Here is a 15,283-nt window from a genome sequence, read left to right on the forward strand (position 1 = left end):
GGCAATGCAGCTTTGAAAGGCATGGCATGAAGGTCATCATTTGCGGCGCGGGCCAGGTCGGCTGGCAAATCGCGCGCCACCTCTCGGGCGAGAACAACGACGTGACGGTCGTGGACAGCAATGCAGATCTGGTGCGCCGCGCCACGGACACGCTGGACGTGCAGGGCCTGCACGGGTTCGCCAGCTACCCGGACGTTCTGGACCGCGCGGGTGCGCGCGATGCGGATATGATCATTGCCGCAACGCATTCGGACGAGGTGAACATGGTGACCTGCCAGGTCGCCCATTCGGTTTTTGCCATCAGGCGCAAGATTGCGCGCCTGCGCAGCAAATCCTACCTCGATGCGATCTACTCGGCGCTCTACCGCCGCGATCACATGCCGATCGACGTCGTGATCAGCCCCGAAAAGGAGGTTGCCGATGCGGCGCTGCTGCGCCTTGGCGCACCCGCCGCCTTTGATACCGAGAAATTCATGGGGGACAAGGCGCAGTTGATGGGCCTGCGCCTTGATGAGGATTGCCCGGTCGTCAACACGCCCCTGCGCCAGCTCAGCGATCTGTTCTCGACCCTGCGGGTGGTGGTTCTGGCCGTGCGGCGCGACGGCAGGCTCTTTGCGCCCGAGGCGGCAGATCAGCTCTTTGTGGGCGATGAGTGCTATGTCTTTGCCCCGAACGAGGATATTCCCCGCACGCTTGAAGTGTTTGGCAAGAAGGCCCACAAGCAGGAGCGCGTGGTCATTCTGGGCGGCGGCAACGTGGGCCTTGCGGTGGCAAGCGCACTCGAGGCCAAGGGCCGCGGCATCCGGGCCAAGATGGTCGAGCGCGACCGCCGCAACGCCGAGCGCGCGGCTGACGCGTTGGAGCGAACCATTGTGCTGAACGGCGACGCGCTTGATCGCTCGATTCTGGTTGAGGCGGGCATCGGCAAGGCCGACGCGGTCCTTTGCGTCACCGACGATGACAAGACGAACCTCTTGGCCGCCGTGCGCGCCAAGTCAGAAGGGTGTCCCTTTGCCATCGCTCTCATCAACGATCCGACACTGATCCCGCTTCTGGAGCCGATCGGCGTCGACGCCTATATCAACCCGCGTGCCACGACCGTCAGCAGCATCCTGCGCCACATCCGGCATGGCCGCGTGCGCGGCGTCTATTCCATCGGTGATGCCGAGGCCGAGGTGATCGAGGCGCAGGTGATGTCGACATCCTCCATCGCGGGCAGCATGATCCGCGACATTGATTTCCCCGAAGGCGTGCTGGTCGGCGCGGTCAAGAAGGGCGAGAAGATCCTCAAGCCGACCGGCGCGATGCGGATCGACGAGGGCGATGTGATCGTGATCTTTGCCATGGCGGCGGATGTCGAGCGGGTGGAGCAGCTGCTTCAGGTCTCGATCGACTTTTTCTGACCGATGGACGCGCGCGCACGCTTCTTGCGGCAATCGCCGCTGACCCGGATGCCGCTGATCCTGCTGTTTGCGGCGATTGCGTCTGCGGCGATGTTCGTGCCCGCGCTCCATGCGCTTTTTCAGGGCGAGCATACGGTATCGCGCAGCTTCGGATACTCGGGGGCGCTGGGGCTGGTGGTCATCGGGCTGATTGCGTTGGCGATGGGCGGCAATCCGCGGCGCGAGGTCAGCGATCTGGACAATCTGATGTCGCTCAGCCTTGCCTTCATCGCGCTGCCGGTCTTTCTGGCCATCCCCTTTTACGAGGGGCTGCGCACGACCACCTTTCTCAACGCCTATTTCGAAATGGTGTCGTCGATCACGACCACCGGTGCGACACTTTTCGACAAACCGGGGCGGCTGGTCGACACTCTGCACCTGTGGCGCGGCATGGTCGGCTGGATGGGCGGCCTTCTGATGTGGATCGCGGCGTCCGCCATCCTTGCGCCGCTCAACCTCGGGGGCTTCGAGTTGACGGCGACGGCCGAGCCGGGGCAGGGAGATGACCAACAGGGGCGCTTTCAGCGTGCAAGCTCAGGTCGGCGCGTGTGGCAGGTGACATCGGCTTTGGCGCCCATCTACATTGGCCTGACCGGCGCGCTCTGGCTCTTTCTTGCGATCGGGGGCGACCGGCCATTGGTGGCGCTGATCCATGCGATGTCGACCATGGCAACCAGTGGCATCTCGCCCATCGGCGGGGTCGAGCGCGCAGGGTCAGGGATCGGCGGCGAGCTGGTGATCTTCTTTTTCATGATGTTCGGCTTGTCACGCATGACGTTCTCGTCGGACACGATCACCTCCGCGCGCCCCGGACTGCACAATGATCCCGAGTTCCGTCTGGGCATGGTGATCGTGCTTGGCGTGCCTCTTCTGCTGTTTTCGCGCCATTGGATCGCGGCAGTGGGCGTCGATCAGGTCGAGGATATGCCATCAGCGATGAGCGCGCTGTGGGGCGGATTGTTCAGCGTGGCGTCTTTCCTGTCCACCACCGGCTTTGAAAGCGCGCATTGGGACATCGCGCGCCAGTGGTCGGGCCTAGGCACGCCCGGTCTCATCCTGATGGGCGCCGCCCTTGTGGGGGGCGGCGTCGCTACGACAGCGGGGGGGGTCAAGCTGCTGCGCGTCTATGCGCTCTACCTCAATGGACAGCGCGAGATGGAGCGTCTGGTCCATCCCAATTCCGTGGGCCGTGCCGGCGCGCGCAGCCGCCGGATGCGCAGGCAGGGCGCGTTCGTGGCTTGGATTTTCTTCATGCTTTTCGCCATGACACTGGCGCTTGTGACCGTGGTTCTGGCGGCATTCGGTGTGGAGTTCGAACAGGCGATCATCCTTGCCATCGCCGCGCTTTCGACCACCGGGCCGCTGACACAGGTCGCAGGCGAGGTGCCCATCGCGCTGAACCTGATGGCACCGGGGGCCAAGCTGGTGGTCTGCGCCGCGATGGTTCTCGGGCGGCTCGAGACGTTGGCGATCATCGCCCTGATCAGCCCCAGCCTCTGGCGCGATTGACACGCAGGGCACGGCTGCGCCCAAGGCGCAGGTTACGTTGCGGAAGGCGATGCCTTGGGGTGAATTGCAGCAACACTGGCAAACCATCGCAGTCATTTGATTTTAGGGCTGGAAACTCCTACACTCGCGCTTCATATTGGGCGCGACAATTTAACGACACCCGAATGCCGATCCGCGGCATATAGCAAGAATAATGGATCTGGGGACCAACATGGCATCTGACCGTCAAAACCTGCAGGACGCATTTCTCAATCAGGTGCGCAAGACCAAGACACCCGTGACGGTGTTCCTCATTAACGGGGTCAAGTTGCAGGGTGTCATCACGTGGTTCGACAATTTCTGCATCCTCTTGCGTCGGGACGGCCAGTCGCAACTGGTCTACAAACACGCCGTGTCGACGATCATGCCGTCGCAGCCCATCAGTCTTTATGACGGTGATGATGCGGCCTGATCGGCGCGGCCCGAAAGCCAATACATGACTGAAGAAGACGATTTCGACTTCGATGCCCTGCGCGGCGGCGCGCAGGACACAAGAGTGCGCGACACGCGCGCCTGGGTTCTGCATCCCGACATCTGGAAATCTGGTGGCAACGCCCGCAAGCCCGATCTCGCGCTCGAGGAGGCCGAGGCGTTGGGTCATGCACTTCCGGGGCTGGAGGTGCTGGGCGGCACCGTGGTGCGCCTGCCCAAGGTTCATCCCGGCAAGCTTTTCGGCAAGGGCAAGATTGCCGAGTTGAAGGCACAGTTTGCCGGCAGCGATATCGAACTGGTGCTCATCGACGGCCCGGTCAGCCCAGTGCAGCAGCGCAATCTGGAGAAGGAATGGGGGGTCAAGATCCTTGACCGGACCGGCTTGATCCTTGAGATTTTCAGCGATCGCGCCGCGACCCGTGAGGGTGTGTTGCAGGTCGAAATGGCCGCGCTCAGCTATCAGCGCACCCGCCTTGTGCGCGCCTGGACCCACCTTGAGCGTCAAAGGGGCGGTCTTGGGTTTGTCGGCGGACCGGGCGAGACGCAGATCGAGGCGGACCGCCGCGCCATCGACACGCAGCTGGTGCGCCTGCGCCGGCAGCTGGAGAAGGTGGCCAAGACGCGCACCCTGCACCGCGCCGCGCGCGCCAAGGTGCCTTTTCCCATTGTGGCGCTGGTCGGCTATACCAACGCCGGGAAATCAACGCTTTTCAATACGCTCACCGGGGCTGAGGTGATGGCCAAGGACATGCTCTTTGCCACGCTCGATCCGACGATGCGGCGCATCGCGCTGCCCGGCGGCGGGCCCGAGGTCATTCTGAGTGATACGGTCGGGTTCATATCCGATCTGCCGACCGAGCTTGTCGCCGCCTTTCGCGCAACGCTGGAAGAGGTGCTGAGCGCCGATGTGATCTGCCATGTCCGCGACATCTCGCATCCCGAGACCGAGGCGCAGAAGGCCGATGTCGAGGCCATTCTCGACAGTCTCAAGGTCGGCGCGGATGTGCCGCGTATCGAGATCTGGAACAAGATCGACCTGATGGACCCCGAAGAGCGTGCGGCGCTGATCACCCGCGCCGAGCGCACCGAAGATGTTTATGCCCTGTCGGCCATCACGGGCGAGGGGATGCAGGCGCTGGTGGACAGGCTTGGCGAGATGCTGACCGGAGATGCCCGCGTCGAGCAGATCGATCTGCCCTATGCCGAGGGGCGCAAGCGCGCATGGCTGCACGAGCACGGGCTGATCGAGAACGAGGACAAGGGCGAGGAAGGCTATCGCCTGACATTGCGCTGGACGGCCCGCCAGCGCGCCGAGTTCGACGCGCTGACATAATTGCCGCTACCGAAAGCCTACTCTGCCCCCGGCGTCAGCACCGTGACGCCGACTGCTCCTGCGCGTGCAAGGTCAGGGTCCAGTGACATCGGGATATACTCACCCCGGCGCCACAGTTGCGCCAGATCGTCATAGTGACGACTGAGGAAATGGCCCGACTGCCCGGTCGAGACGATAAAGACACTGCTGCCGGGATCGGCAAAATCATAGACGCCGCGATAGCCTGCCGCATGCACATTGGCGAAGGGGTTTTCGCCCGTCCCCGACGTGCGCCCACGTTGCAGCGTATGATCGCCGCCGCCGGTGGATTGGCGGATGTTCACGAAATAGCCGAGGCCCGGAATATCGCCCAGCACAGGATGATCATGCGCCGCCTGATGTGCATCGCCCCAGCGCAGGGATTCCAGCGCAGTGCCATAGCGCTCCGTGATCCAGACCAGCGCATCGTCCAGCGCGAGGCGCGCGATATCCGTGCAGGTCTCGATCGGCCCTGACTGTTTGACATCGCACCAGGCCGATGCGCCATCCACATCGCGAAAGACCCGCTCGACAAAGACGGGATCGGTATGGGTGAACTCATCGGCGAGCGGCCCCAAATCGTCACGCACCAAACGCTCTCCAAGGGCGCGCAGCCAGGCGGCGTAGATCAGCGGCTCGGGGCGATGCTCGTTCATCTCGCCATTCCACTCGGCCAGAAGCTCCAGCGCGCGCTGGCGCAGCCGCTGCGGCGTGCCCTCGGGCGCGCTTTCGCCCGTAAACCACAGATCGGCACCGATGAGCGGCAAGAGTGAGCGCGCAGTAAAGCTGACCGTGTCGAGCTGCGCCTCTACAAAGCTGTCGCGGGTATGCACCTCGCGCCCCTGCATCAGACGCTGCCAGCGGTGGATGCGCTGCGTATCGCCCCAAAGGTGGCTGACATGCGAGGGAAAGGGGCGATCGACGATCTTGTTGTTGGTATTGCCAAGGATCCCGCCGGGCGGGTCGATGAATTCGGGGTTGGCGGAATAACGATAGCGCCCCTGCCAACGGTTCTGGGGTAGCCAGCCCCGGCTGGGCAAACGCCCCTCGGTATCGTGGTCTGCGCTGCGCCGCGGCATGGCGCCGACCAGCTTCATCGCGATTTTCTGCTCATCCGCGACGGTCAGAATCTGCGCGGGCGCGACAAAATCCTCGCCCGCCGCCAGCGCCTCGTCGATGGTGGCGGCGCGCATCAGGGCGATGCCCGCGCTCATCGTGGTGTCGCGCGGGCTGAGCGCGGTCCAGGAGATGCTGGCGACATGGCCGGGTGGCGTGATCGCGCCAAGGCCAAATTGCGAGCCGGGCAGAACCGGGCCGTTCTCGGTCTCTCGCAGGGTCAGTGTGACGGGCGCCTCATCCTTGATGCGGATGATGGTGCGGCGCGTCGTGAACTCGGCAAAGCCGTCCGGTGTGCGGTATTCGTTGGGCCTCTCAGGATTCAGCTCTTCGATATGCACGTCGAGATCGTCCAGATAGGCCGAAGTGATTCCCCATCCCAGCTTGTCGCTGCGCCCCGACAGGACCAGCGGCACACCGGGAATAGTTGCGCCGATGACGCCGCCCGAGGCCAGCTCGAGCCGGGCCAGATACCAGATCGAGGGGGCCGTCAGGCCCAGATGCGGATCATTGGCCAAGAGCGTGCCACCCGACGCCGAGCGCGCAGGCGCTGCGGCAAAAGCGTTCGAGGCACCCGCGAGATTGGCTGGCGCGATGGGCGACAGAGGATCTTGGGGCGTCTGCACCGCTTCGGCAAAGCGCGGCAATGCGCCGGGCTCGAAAAACGAGGCGTATTTCGGCAGGGCGGCGATCCCGCCGCCCGGCGCATCGGGCATGATGTCCTGCAACCGGGCCGGATCCTCCAGGGCCAGTGACGTGCGCGCGCGCAAAACCTCGTTTTGCAGATGCGGCGAGAGTTGCACGGCCATCAGCTTGATGATGGCGATGGAATCGGCGGGCACCCACGGCGCCATGGGCGCGTTGAAGAGAAACATTTCGGGTGCGCCGCGCCCGAGGGCGCTGTCGTTGATTTCGGTCATGCGGGCGTTGACGCCGCGCGCATAGGCATCGAGCGCCGCGCGCGTCGCGCGGTCCTGCCATTGGAGCGACCGGCGCGCGGCGCCGTAGATGTCAAAGCGTCGCATCAGACGGTCCGTGGCCAGGCTGCGCGCGCCAAAGACCTCGGACAGTCGCCCCTGCGCCGTGCGCCGGAGGATCGTCATCTGCCAGAGGCGATCCTGCGCGTGGGCATATCCCAACGCCTCGAACACATCTTCTTCGGACTGACCAAAGATGTGCGGCACATTGGCATTGTCGCGCACGACCTCGACCGGCGCCGAGAGCGAAGGCACGACCAGCGTCTTGTCATATTCGGGCAAGGACCGCGACAGCAGGAAATAGAGGCCGAGCGCCGCCAGCAGCGCCAGCGCGATCAGCCCGCCTGCGATCCGCATCAGCCATTTGAACACCAGTGCCATGCCGCGCTGCCCTGCCTTCCCAGTCTTGCCCTTTCACGAGGGGATAGTCAGAAAGGGAATGAAGGACAATGGCCGCAAGCGGCAATGTGATCAGAGGAGAGACGAATGGCGAAGCTGGCATTTCTGGGTCTGGGGGTCATGGGATATCCTATGGCCGGGCATCTGGCCAAGACTGGTCACGAGGTGTGCGTCTATAACCGCACCGCCGCCAAGGCGGACGCCTGGGTGGCCGAGCATGGCGGCACATCGGTGCCGACCCCGCGCGGCGCAGCCGAGGGCGCCGATTTCGTGATGGCCTGCGTCGGCAACGACGACGACCTGCGCAGCGTTTGCCTGGGCGATGACGGTGCTTTTGCGGGAATGACCGCAGGCGCGACCTTTGTCGATCACACCACGGTGTCGGCGGCGGTGACTGCCGAGCTTTTTGCCATCGCAGCCGAGCGGGGCATTGCCCTTGTCGATGCGCCCGTCTCGGGCGGGCAGGCAGGGGCCGAGAATGGACAGCTGTCGATCATGTGCGGCGGCGACGCAGAGCCCTATGCCGCCGCTGAGCCGATCTTGCAGGTCTACTCCAAGCTTTGCCGCCGCATCGGCGGATCAGGCGCGGGCCAGATGACCAAGATGTGCAATCAGATTGCCATCGCCGGCCTTGTTCAGGGGCTGAGCGAGGCGCTGCATTTTGCCGAAAAGGCTGGGCTGGACGGCGCATCCGTCGTCGAGGTCATCAGTCAGGGCGCGGCAGGCAGTTGGCAGATGGCCAACCGCTCGACCACGATGCTGGAGGGGCATTTCGAGCACGGCTTTGCGGTCGATTGGATGCGCAAGGATCTGGGCATCTGCCTTGAGGCCGCGGACGAGAACGGCGCCTCGCTTCCGGTCACGGCGCTGGTCGATCAGTTTTACAAGGATGTGCAAAAGCAGGGTGGCGGCCGCTGGGACACGTCGAGCTTGATCGAGCGGCTGCGCAAGATGGGCTGACGGCGCGCATGGGCGGCCACGCCGGGCAATGAGTATTTTTGGAACAATGAAAATGGGGCGCGCGGCAACGAACCGCGCGCCTTTCTATTCTACTCGGTCAGATACGGGACCGGATCGAGGCTGTCGAAGCCATTGCGCACCTCGAAATGGACCGCCGCCGCGCCGGTCGAGGGGATCTTGGCCAAGGTCTGCCCGCGGCTGACGCTGTCGCCTGTGGCGACTGCCACGTTGTCGACGTTGGAATAGACGGTAAGCAGATTGTTCGCGTGCTTGACCACGATGATCGGCGTGCCCTTGGTATCCTTCGTGATCGCCGCGACCGTGCCGCTATCGGCGGCCTTGACCGCAGTGCCGGGGCTGGCGGCAATGTCGATGCCGTCGTTCTTTCCCTTTGAAAAGGGACGCACGATATCGCCGCGCACCGGATAGCTCATCCGGGCCTTGGGCGCGGAAGCGGTTGTCTGCTCGGCGCTCAGATCCGGTGCTTCCTTGGGGGCGGCCTGCGCCTCGGCGGCCGGAACGGTGTCTTCCTCGGGCAGGGGGCGCGCCGCGCTCGGCGGCTCGGGGGTGGGCGATCCTGTTCCCGGTGCCTCGGTCTCGGGCCGGTCATCGGCATCGAATGGGGCCGTCTGCTCGCCCGGCAGGGCAACGGGAATGATCAGATACTGCCCCTCGCGAACCGCGAAATCCGAGCCGAGGCCGTTCCATTCTGCCAGGCTACGGATCGACACATTGTAGAGCCGCGCGATGGTATAGGCTGTCTCGCCGCGCGTCACCTGGTGGCGCACCGGCTCGGCCCCGCTTGGCTGGGCACCGCTGGACCGGTTTGCAGGCTCCAGGCTGCTGGTCTGGATCTCGCTGGCTGACGCGCTGTCGATGGCCGCGCCGGCGATCTGCGTGATGTCGCTGCCGCCGGGCTGGATCGGGCCGCCCGCAGGCTCGGCCACGCGGCCGGGCAGGGCGATCACCTCGCCCGCGCGCAAGGGATCATCGGTCTGGATGCCGTTATATCGCGCCAAGGCATTCGGATCGGTGCCGACGCGTTCTGCAAGGCTGGCCAGCGTGTCACCGCGCTCTGCCACAGCGACCTGATAGCCAGGATAGGAAATGATGCCGCGGGAGTCCGGTTCTGGCCTGTCTGCGGTGGCGGTCCGCGCCGCAGCCGCAGTGTCGAGCCCGCCGATGGGGCCACGCAGGTCGAAATCCATCGTGACGCCGCAAGCCGAGAGCGCCAGCGCGCATGTGCCTGCCATCAGGGACATCAGACGGGGGCGCCGAAGGGGGCGGAAATGCTGGCGCGAAGTGCTGCTCATGTCGGTCTCGTCCTCATGTTCTGCCCCGTTTGATCGAGGCATTTGCGTGTCATTGGGCCCCCAGTTTCAGGCCCAGCGTCAGGCCGTATCGCGCCCCAGACCCTCGATCAGTGGGACAAAGCGCACCGGGCGCAACTCGTCATAGTCAAAACCTGACTGGTGCCGCGTCACGCGGATCAGGCGCTGCACGGTGTCGGACTGCCCGACCGGTACCACCATGATACCGCCGATTTTAAGCTGGGCCAAGAGCGGTCCGGGCGGATCCTCGGCCGCAGCCGTGACGAGAATGCGGTCGAACGGGGCCTGCTCGGGCAGGCCGAAACTGCCATCGGCCGTCAGAGCGGTGATATTCGTCAGATCGAGCGCGCGAAAGATCTCACTGGCCTCCTGCACGAGGCGGCGATGACGGTCGACCGTATAGACACGGCGCGACAGCAGGCTGAGGATCGCCGCCTGATAACCGCTGCCGGTGCCCACCTCGAGCACCTTGTCGCGCGCGCTGAGCTTCAGTGCCTGCGTCATCAGTCCGACGACCGAGGGCTGGCTGATCGTCTGGCCGCAGGCGATGGGCAGGGGCATGTCCTCGTAGGCGCGATCGGCAAAGTAGCCGCGAATGAACGGCCCGCGATCGATCCGCTCCATTGCCGTCAGCACGCGGCTATCGGTGATCCCCTTCGATCGCAGGGCGAAGAGGAACTGCATCTTGCGTTCTGCCTGATCGTCCTCTGGCTCGGTCATTCGATGGCTCTCAACGGCTCCAGAATATCATGGGCCGTGAGATCGGCGCGCATGGGCGTGACCGAGATATAACCCTCGAGGTTGACGGCCGCGTCCGAGCCGGGCGAGGTCGGCTCTTGCTGCGGGGCGCCGGTGACCCACAAGAAGCGGCGACCCGAGGGCGCGATATGGGGCTGAACGCCAAAGCCGATGTCACGGCGAAAGCCCTGCGGCGCAGCGCGCAGACCCTTGACGTCGCGGGCCGGGATCGGCGGGAAATTCACGTTGTAGAAGATACCGTAGTCGTCATTCGTCCAGACGCCCTTGTCCAGCAGGCGCTGGACGGTGGACAGCCCATGCTGGCGCGCGGCCTCGAAGGTGTCGTCCAGATCCTTGTTGGCAGGCCCGTAGAATTGGCTGAGCGCGATGGCGCGCACGCCTTGCAAGGCGGCCTCCATCGCGGCGCCGAGCGTGCCGGAATAGACCGCGTTCTCGGCGGCGTTGTTGCCCCGGTTCACGCCCGAGAGGACCAGATCGGGGGGTGATCCATTGAGGATGTCATGCAGGCCCGCGAGAACGCAATCGGCTGGGCTGCCCTGAACGGCATAACGGCGCGGGGCCATTTCACTGACCATCATGGGCTGCGTATAGGAGATGGCATGTCCGACGCCCGATTGCTCAAAGGCGGGCGCCACGCACCAGACCTCGCCCGAGGGGCCGGCCAGCTCATGCGCGATCTCGGTCAGCACGGCAAGGCCGGGCGCGTTGATACCGTCGTCATTGGTGATGAGTATGCGCATTATCGCCTCGTGCCTGTGCCTCGTTGCACCCTCTCTACCGGGCGCGCCCGAGACGGGCAAGCGCCGTAGCCGGATCAGGCAGGCAGTGTTGAGCCAGCGCCACTGTGGGAAGGAGGCGCGAGGGCAATCTGCAAGGTTAGGAAGTGTGCGGCTGGCGCGAGAATGGTCCCGCGACCGGCCGCTATCCCAGCAGCGCGAGGAGGCGGCGCGCCTCGGTCTGCGGATCGCTGAGGGCCGCGCGGTCCTCACCGGGGTAGAAGCGCGCGCGCGTCGCGGTGGCCATTGGTCCGGGGCTGACGATATGCACTTTGGGGCCGTGTTTGGCACTCTCGGCTTGCCACGAGCGGGCAAGGGCGATCTGTGCGGCCTTGGTTGCGCCATAGGCGCCGGCGAATTTCTCGCCCGCCTTGAAGTCTTCAAAGAACATGGCTTGGCCGTCCGCGCCCAGAAGCGGCGCGATGAAGGGAATGAGATGCCCCGTGGCCGCCGCATTCGTCGCAACCGATTTGTCCCAGTCGCGCATATCGAGGTGATCGGCCGGCGTCAGGGGCGCGGCATGGATCGCGGTATGCGCCCAGATATCAATCCCCCCCCAGCGATCATGGATGCTGCGGCAAAGCTGGCGCATTGCATCGATATTGGTGATGTCCATGGGCGCCAGCGTGGCCGAATGGCCCGCCGCCTGAATGCGGTCATCAAGCTCTTCGAGCGCGCCGGTGGTGCGCGCGACGGCCACGACATGATGTGTGGCGGCCAATTCAAGGGCGATGGCCGCGCCAAGGCCGCGCGAGGCGCCGGTGATGAGTGCGATCTGGGTCATGCGCGCGGTGTGCACCCCGGACACGGCGCCGTCAAGAGGATCCGCCCCAACGGGTATCTCCAAGCTCCAGTAAGTTGGGCGATGGGGAGTGGCCCGATGCGGGTGCGCAAACCTGATTTGCACCAAGATGATCCGTCCGGCGTCGATAAAATCAAATGAGCGCTTGTGTTATGCCGCAGATGGGATCATACGGAGGGCGCGGCTCTACGTTTTTCGACATCACTGCTCCTACCGGACTAGTTATGCGATCTTGCGCTGACTTGCCCGATCTGCTGCACCCTGCAGGCAGTTATTTTATAGGAGTACGGACGATGGCTACTGGTACCGTCAAATGGTTCAACACAACTAAAGGCTTCGGCTTTATCGCGCCCGATGGCGGCTCTAAGGACGTGTTCGTGCACATCTCTGCCGTCGAGCAGGCTGGCCTGACCGGTCTGAACGACGATCAGAAAGTGACTTTCGACATCGAATCCGGCCGTGATGGCCGCGAGTCGGCATCGAACCTCGCACTGGCGTGAAACCATCTCGCTAGCGAGGTGGTGTTTTAGATAGTTGGAAAGGCGCACCTTGATGGTGCGCCTTTTTTTATGCGCGCCGCGCGGCATGCTCCGGCGGTTTTTCCAAGTTTTACAGCCTGCATCCGTCGTTCTGGCAGAGGGCTGGAACGCCGCAAGGCAAAATGCGCGCCATCAAAGATGACGCGCATGCACAGACGCAACCGTTTTCAGGTTTTCGCCCTTACTCCGCCGCCTTCAGCTCGAATCCTTGCTCGATCTGGTCAGTCGGGCGCACCGGATACTCGCCCGAGAAGCACGCATCGCAGTATTGCGGGCAGGATGCATCGCGCCCGTTTTCCTCGCCTACGGCGCGATACAGACCATCGAGCGAGATGAAGTTGAGGCTGTCCACCGCCAGATGCTGGCGCATTTCTTCCGCGCTCATCGTCGCGGCCAGCAGCTTGTCGCGCTGGGGCGTATCGACACCGTAAAAGCACGGCCAAGCCGTGGGCGGGGACGCAATGCGGAAGTGCACCTCGGCGGCGCCCGCATCCAGGATCATCTCGCGAATCTTGCGGCTGGTGGTACCGCGCACGAGGCTGTCATCGACGAGAATCACGCGTTTGCCTGCGATCAGCGCGCGGTTGACGTTCAGCTTGAGGCGCACACCCATGTTGCGGATCTGCTCGGTCGGCTCGATGAAGGTGCGGCCCATGTATTGATTGCGGATGATTCCCATCGCGTATGGAATGCCCGATTCCTGACTGTATCCGATCGCCGCAGGCACGCCGGAGTCCGGCACAGGGCAGACCAGATCGGCCTCGACAGGGCTTTCCTTGGCCAGTTCGACCCCGATCTGGCGACGCGTTTCGTAAACGCTGCGGTCGCCAATGATGCTGTCGGGACGGCTGAAGTAGACATGCTCAAAGATACAGAAACGCGATTTCTGCTTGCGGAACGGATAGTGACTCTCGACACCGCTGTTGGTGATGACGACCAGCTCGCCCGGGGCGATTTCGCGGATATACTTGGCGCCGATGATGTCCAGCGCGCAGGTTTCGCTGCTAAGCACCCAGCCATCCGCGACTTGGCCCAGAACCAGCGGGCGCACGCCCAAGGGGTCGCGCACGCCGATCAGCTTGGTCCGGGTCATGGCAACGATGGAAAACGCCCCCTCGACGCGGCGCAACGCATCTTCCATCCGCTCGGGGATGGTGCGTTGAAGGCTGCGCGCCATCAGGTGGATGATGCATTCGCTGTCGGAATTGGACTGAAAGATGCTGCCACGCTCGATCAGTTCCTTGCGCAGGGCGATGGCGTTGGTGATGTTGCCGTTGTGGGCAATCGCTGCCCCGCCCATGGAAAACTCGCCAAAGAAGGGCTGCACATCGCGGATCACCGGCATCTTGCCGCCCGACGTCGAATAGCGCACATGGCCGATGGCCAGATCACCGGGCAGCGTCTCCATCAGGCTCTGTTTGGTGAAATTGTCGCGCACATAGCCGAAGCGGCGCGCGCTATTGAAGCCTGCGCTGGCGTCGTAGCTGACTATACCGCCAGCCTCCTGGCCGCGATGTTGCAGGGCATGGAGGCCGAGGGCGGTGAAATTGGCCGCATCGGGAACCCCGATCACGCCAAAGACGCCGCATTCTTCCTTGAGCTTGTCGCCGTCATCCGCGTCGTTGAGGTAAGATGTATCGAAGGGATGGGCGGGAGGCATGATTTTGGTCAATGGGGCGCTCCGAATCCGGTTTTCACAGATGTGTCACACATAGGGGCTGTCGGCGCCGGTGTCACTGCATGATCTCGGGGAAGTGACTTACCACCGCGACAGGATCACACTAGCCGCCACCAGCGCCGCCGATAGGACGCGCGTGATATTGATGCTGTGCTGCGCTACGCCGAAGGCGCCGTAGTGATCCAAAAGCAGCGCCGCGCCCATCTGGCCAAAGATCATCAGCGAGGCAGTGGTGACCACGCCGAGCAGCGGAACACTCCAGAGCGAGGCAAAGACAAACACCGCACCCATCGCGCCGCCGACCAGTAAAAGGGGCGGGGCACTGGCCGCGCGCAGCAGGCTGGCGCCGTCGCCAATGGCAATGGTCGCGATCAGCAGCACCGCAAATCCGACGGCAAAGGACACGGTGGCTGCGCCCACAGGGCTGCCGATGGTGCGGCCAAGCGCAGCGTTGATCGGTGCCTGGCTGGCGATCAACGCACCCGTGATCGCCATGAGGATGGTCGCGATGAGGATCTGGTTGGTCACTCAGATATCACTCGGCGGGTGCGGCAGGCTCTTCTGCCGGGGCTGGTGGGTTGATTGCATCGTCGGCTGGCGTGCTCGGCCCGTCACAGGCCCCGACCAGCGCCTCATATTGTGCGGTGATCCATCCCAGCGCCTGTTCGGGGTTTCCATCCTCGATCTTGCTCGTCATCTGCCCGAACACGCGGGCCGAGCGGCTATCGTCGATCATCTGGATATCCTGAGCGGTGACGATGGTGTCATAGACGAAATAGGCAATCGCGACGAGCAGAACACCGCGCGCCACACCAAAGACAAAGCCGAGACCCTGGTCGAGACCGCCAAGTGCAGAGCGTTGGACCAGCGACGAAAAGAGCGGTGTAATGAACGACGCAACGATCAACGCCACCGCAAAGACGACCGCAAAAGCACCGATCATGCTCAGCTCGCAGCTGTCGGCGATGAAATCACCGACCATGGGGATTTCCTTGACCAGCGGCTCGACCTGCGGCGCAAAGAGAAAGGCGAGCATGCCCGCCACGACCCAGCCCGCAATCGCAAGCGCTTCGCGGACGAAGCCGCGACTATAGGCCAAGAGCGCCGACAGAACGATAATCAGCGCCACCGCGCCGTCGATAATGGTAAATCCGTCCATGTCGCCCCGATCCT

14 protein-coding genes are annotated in these 15,283 nt (G+C 63.9%); 6 read left to right on the top strand and 8 right to left on the bottom strand.

From position 1 onward, the window contains the following. The first annotated feature begins 26 nt into the window (after window positions 1-26). From trkA to hflX, 4 genes are all read left to right on the top strand, one after another. Complete coding sequence (gene trkA, locus V8352_RS11430; RefSeq protein ID WP_336424420.1) at window positions 27-1,403, top strand: Trk system potassium transporter TrkA; 1,377 nt, start codon at window positions 27-29, stop codon at window positions 1,401-1,403. Window positions 1,404-1,406: 3 nt separating this feature from the next. Next, entirely contained in the window at window positions 1,407-2,951 is a 1,545-nt protein-coding gene (locus tag V8352_RS11435) for a TrkH family potassium uptake protein (protein ID WP_336424421.1), read from the top strand. A 211-nt stretch (window positions 2,952-3,162) separates the two neighbouring features. After that, the gene (hfq, locus tag V8352_RS11440) at window positions 3,163-3,402 is read left to right on the top strand and encodes an RNA chaperone Hfq (protein WP_336424422.1); all 240 of its coding nucleotides are present in this window, start codon (window positions 3,163-3,165) and stop codon (window positions 3,400-3,402) included. A 24-nt stretch (window positions 3,403-3,426) separates the two neighbouring features. Beyond that, on the top strand, window positions 3,427-4,755 hold the full coding sequence (gene hflX, locus V8352_RS11445) for a GTPase HflX (RefSeq protein ID WP_336424423.1): 1,329 nt from the start codon (window positions 3,427-3,429) through the stop codon (window positions 4,753-4,755). A 17-nt stretch (window positions 4,756-4,772) separates the two neighbouring features. Here the strand turns inward: hflX and V8352_RS11450 are convergent, their stop codons facing one another. Continuing rightward, window positions 4,773-7,247, bottom strand: a complete 2,475-nt coding sequence (locus tag V8352_RS11450) for a penicillin acylase family protein (protein WP_336424424.1) — start codon at window positions 7,245-7,247, stop codon at window positions 4,773-4,775. Window positions 7,248-7,352: 105 nt separating this feature from the next. Between V8352_RS11450 and V8352_RS11455 the strand changes: the two genes are divergently transcribed. Then, window positions 7,353-8,225, top strand: a complete 873-nt coding sequence (locus V8352_RS11455; protein WP_336424425.1) for an NAD(P)-dependent oxidoreductase — start codon at window positions 7,353-7,355, stop codon at window positions 8,223-8,225. 89 nt (window positions 8,226-8,314) lie between these two features. On the opposite strand, the gene V8352_RS11460 is transcribed toward V8352_RS11455, so the two are convergent. From V8352_RS11460 to V8352_RS11475, 4 genes are all read right to left on the bottom strand, one after another. Next, window positions 8,315-9,487: a LysM peptidoglycan-binding domain-containing M23 family metallopeptidase gene (locus tag V8352_RS11460; protein ID WP_336424479.1), complete on the bottom strand. Its 1,173-nt coding sequence runs from the start codon at window positions 9,485-9,487 to the stop codon at window positions 8,315-8,317. A 129-nt stretch (window positions 9,488-9,616) separates the two neighbouring features. Further along, the gene (locus tag V8352_RS11465) at window positions 9,617-10,276 is read right to left on the bottom strand and encodes a protein-L-isoaspartate(D-aspartate) O-methyltransferase (protein WP_336424426.1); all 660 of its coding nucleotides are present in this window, start codon (window positions 10,274-10,276) and stop codon (window positions 9,617-9,619) included. Next, window positions 10,273-11,055, bottom strand: a complete 783-nt coding sequence (gene surE, locus V8352_RS11470; protein WP_336424427.1) for a 5'/3'-nucleotidase SurE — start codon at window positions 11,053-11,055, stop codon at window positions 10,273-10,275. The genes V8352_RS11465 and surE overlap by 4 nt, the downstream gene beginning before the upstream one ends. Window positions 11,056-11,236: 181 nt before the next feature. Beyond that, window positions 11,237-11,875 (bottom strand): SDR family NAD(P)-dependent oxidoreductase, encoded by a 639-nt coding sequence (locus V8352_RS11475; RefSeq protein ID WP_336424428.1) that lies wholly within the window; start codon window positions 11,873-11,875, stop codon window positions 11,237-11,239. Window positions 11,876-12,186: 311 nt separating this feature from the next. Here V8352_RS11475 and V8352_RS11480 point away from each other — a divergent pair, with 311 nt between their 5' ends. Continuing rightward, a complete protein-coding gene (locus tag V8352_RS11480) occupies window positions 12,187-12,393 on the top strand; it encodes a cold-shock protein (protein WP_336424429.1) in 207 nt (68 codons plus the stop codon). A gap of 220 nt (window positions 12,394-12,613) precedes the next feature. Here the strand turns inward: V8352_RS11480 and purF are convergent, their stop codons facing one another. The 3 genes from purF to V8352_RS11495 all read right to left on the bottom strand — a co-directional run bounded on the left by purF (window position 12,614) and on the right by V8352_RS11495 (window position 15,269). Further along, window positions 12,614-14,092: an amidophosphoribosyltransferase gene (gene purF / locus V8352_RS11485; protein WP_336424430.1), complete on the bottom strand. Its 1,479-nt coding sequence runs from the start codon at window positions 14,090-14,092 to the stop codon at window positions 12,614-12,616. A gap of 99 nt (window positions 14,093-14,191) precedes the next feature. Further along, window positions 14,192-14,638, bottom strand: coding sequence for a DMT family transporter (locus V8352_RS11490; protein ID WP_336424431.1), 447 nt, complete (start codon window positions 14,636-14,638; stop codon window positions 14,192-14,194). Between the two features lie 7 nt (window positions 14,639-14,645). After that, window positions 14,646-15,269 carry a CvpA family protein gene (locus tag V8352_RS11495; protein ID WP_336424432.1) on the bottom strand — a complete coding sequence of 208 codons (624 nt, stop codon included), beginning with the start codon at window positions 15,267-15,269 and terminating at the stop codon, window positions 14,646-14,648. Window positions 15,270-15,283: the final 14 nt, after the last annotated feature.

The organism is Roseovarius sp. D0-M9, from assembly GCF_037083805.1.
GTDB lineage: Bacteria > Pseudomonadota > Alphaproteobacteria > Rhodobacterales > Rhodobacteraceae > Roseovarius.

Bases quoted from the DNA above. Each gene is read 5' to 3' on its own strand.
- trkA (WP_336424420.1), top strand. From the start codon at position 27: ATGAAGGTCATCATTTGCGGCGCGGGCCAGGTCGGCTGGCAAATCGCG.
- V8352_RS11435 (WP_336424421.1), top strand. From the start codon at position 1,407: ATGGACGCGCGCGCACGCTTCTTGCGGCAATCGCCGCTGACCCGGATG.
- hfq (WP_336424422.1), top strand. From the start codon at position 3,163: ATGGCATCTGACCGTCAAAACCTGCAGGACGCATTTCTCAATCAGGTG.
- hflX (WP_336424423.1), top strand. From the start codon at position 3,427: ATGACTGAAGAAGACGATTTCGACTTCGATGCCCTGCGCGGCGGCGCG.
- V8352_RS11450 (WP_336424424.1), bottom strand. From the start codon at position 7,247: ATGGCACTGGTGTTCAAATGGCTGATGCGGATCGCAGGCGGGCTGATC.
- V8352_RS11455 (WP_336424425.1), top strand. From the start codon at position 7,353: ATGGCGAAGCTGGCATTTCTGGGTCTGGGGGTCATGGGATATCCTATG.
- V8352_RS11460 (WP_336424479.1), bottom strand. From the start codon at position 9,487: ATGTCCCTGATGGCAGGCACATGCGCGCTGGCGCTCTCGGCTTGCGGC.
- V8352_RS11465 (WP_336424426.1), bottom strand. From the start codon at position 10,276: ATGACCGAGCCAGAGGACGATCAGGCAGAACGCAAGATGCAGTTCCTC.
- surE (WP_336424427.1), bottom strand. From the start codon at position 11,055: ATGCGCATACTCATCACCAATGACGACGGTATCAACGCGCCCGGCCTT.
- V8352_RS11475 (WP_336424428.1), bottom strand. From the start codon at position 11,875: ATGACCCAGATCGCACTCATCACCGGCGCCTCGCGCGGCCTTGGCGCG.
- V8352_RS11480 (WP_336424429.1), top strand. From the start codon at position 12,187: ATGGCTACTGGTACCGTCAAATGGTTCAACACAACTAAAGGCTTCGGC.
- purF (WP_336424430.1), bottom strand. From the start codon at position 14,092: ATGCCTCCCGCCCATCCCTTCGATACATCTTACCTCAACGACGCGGAT.
- V8352_RS11495 (WP_336424432.1), bottom strand. From the start codon at position 15,269: ATGGACGGATTTACCATTATCGACGGCGCGGTGGCGCTGATTATCGTT.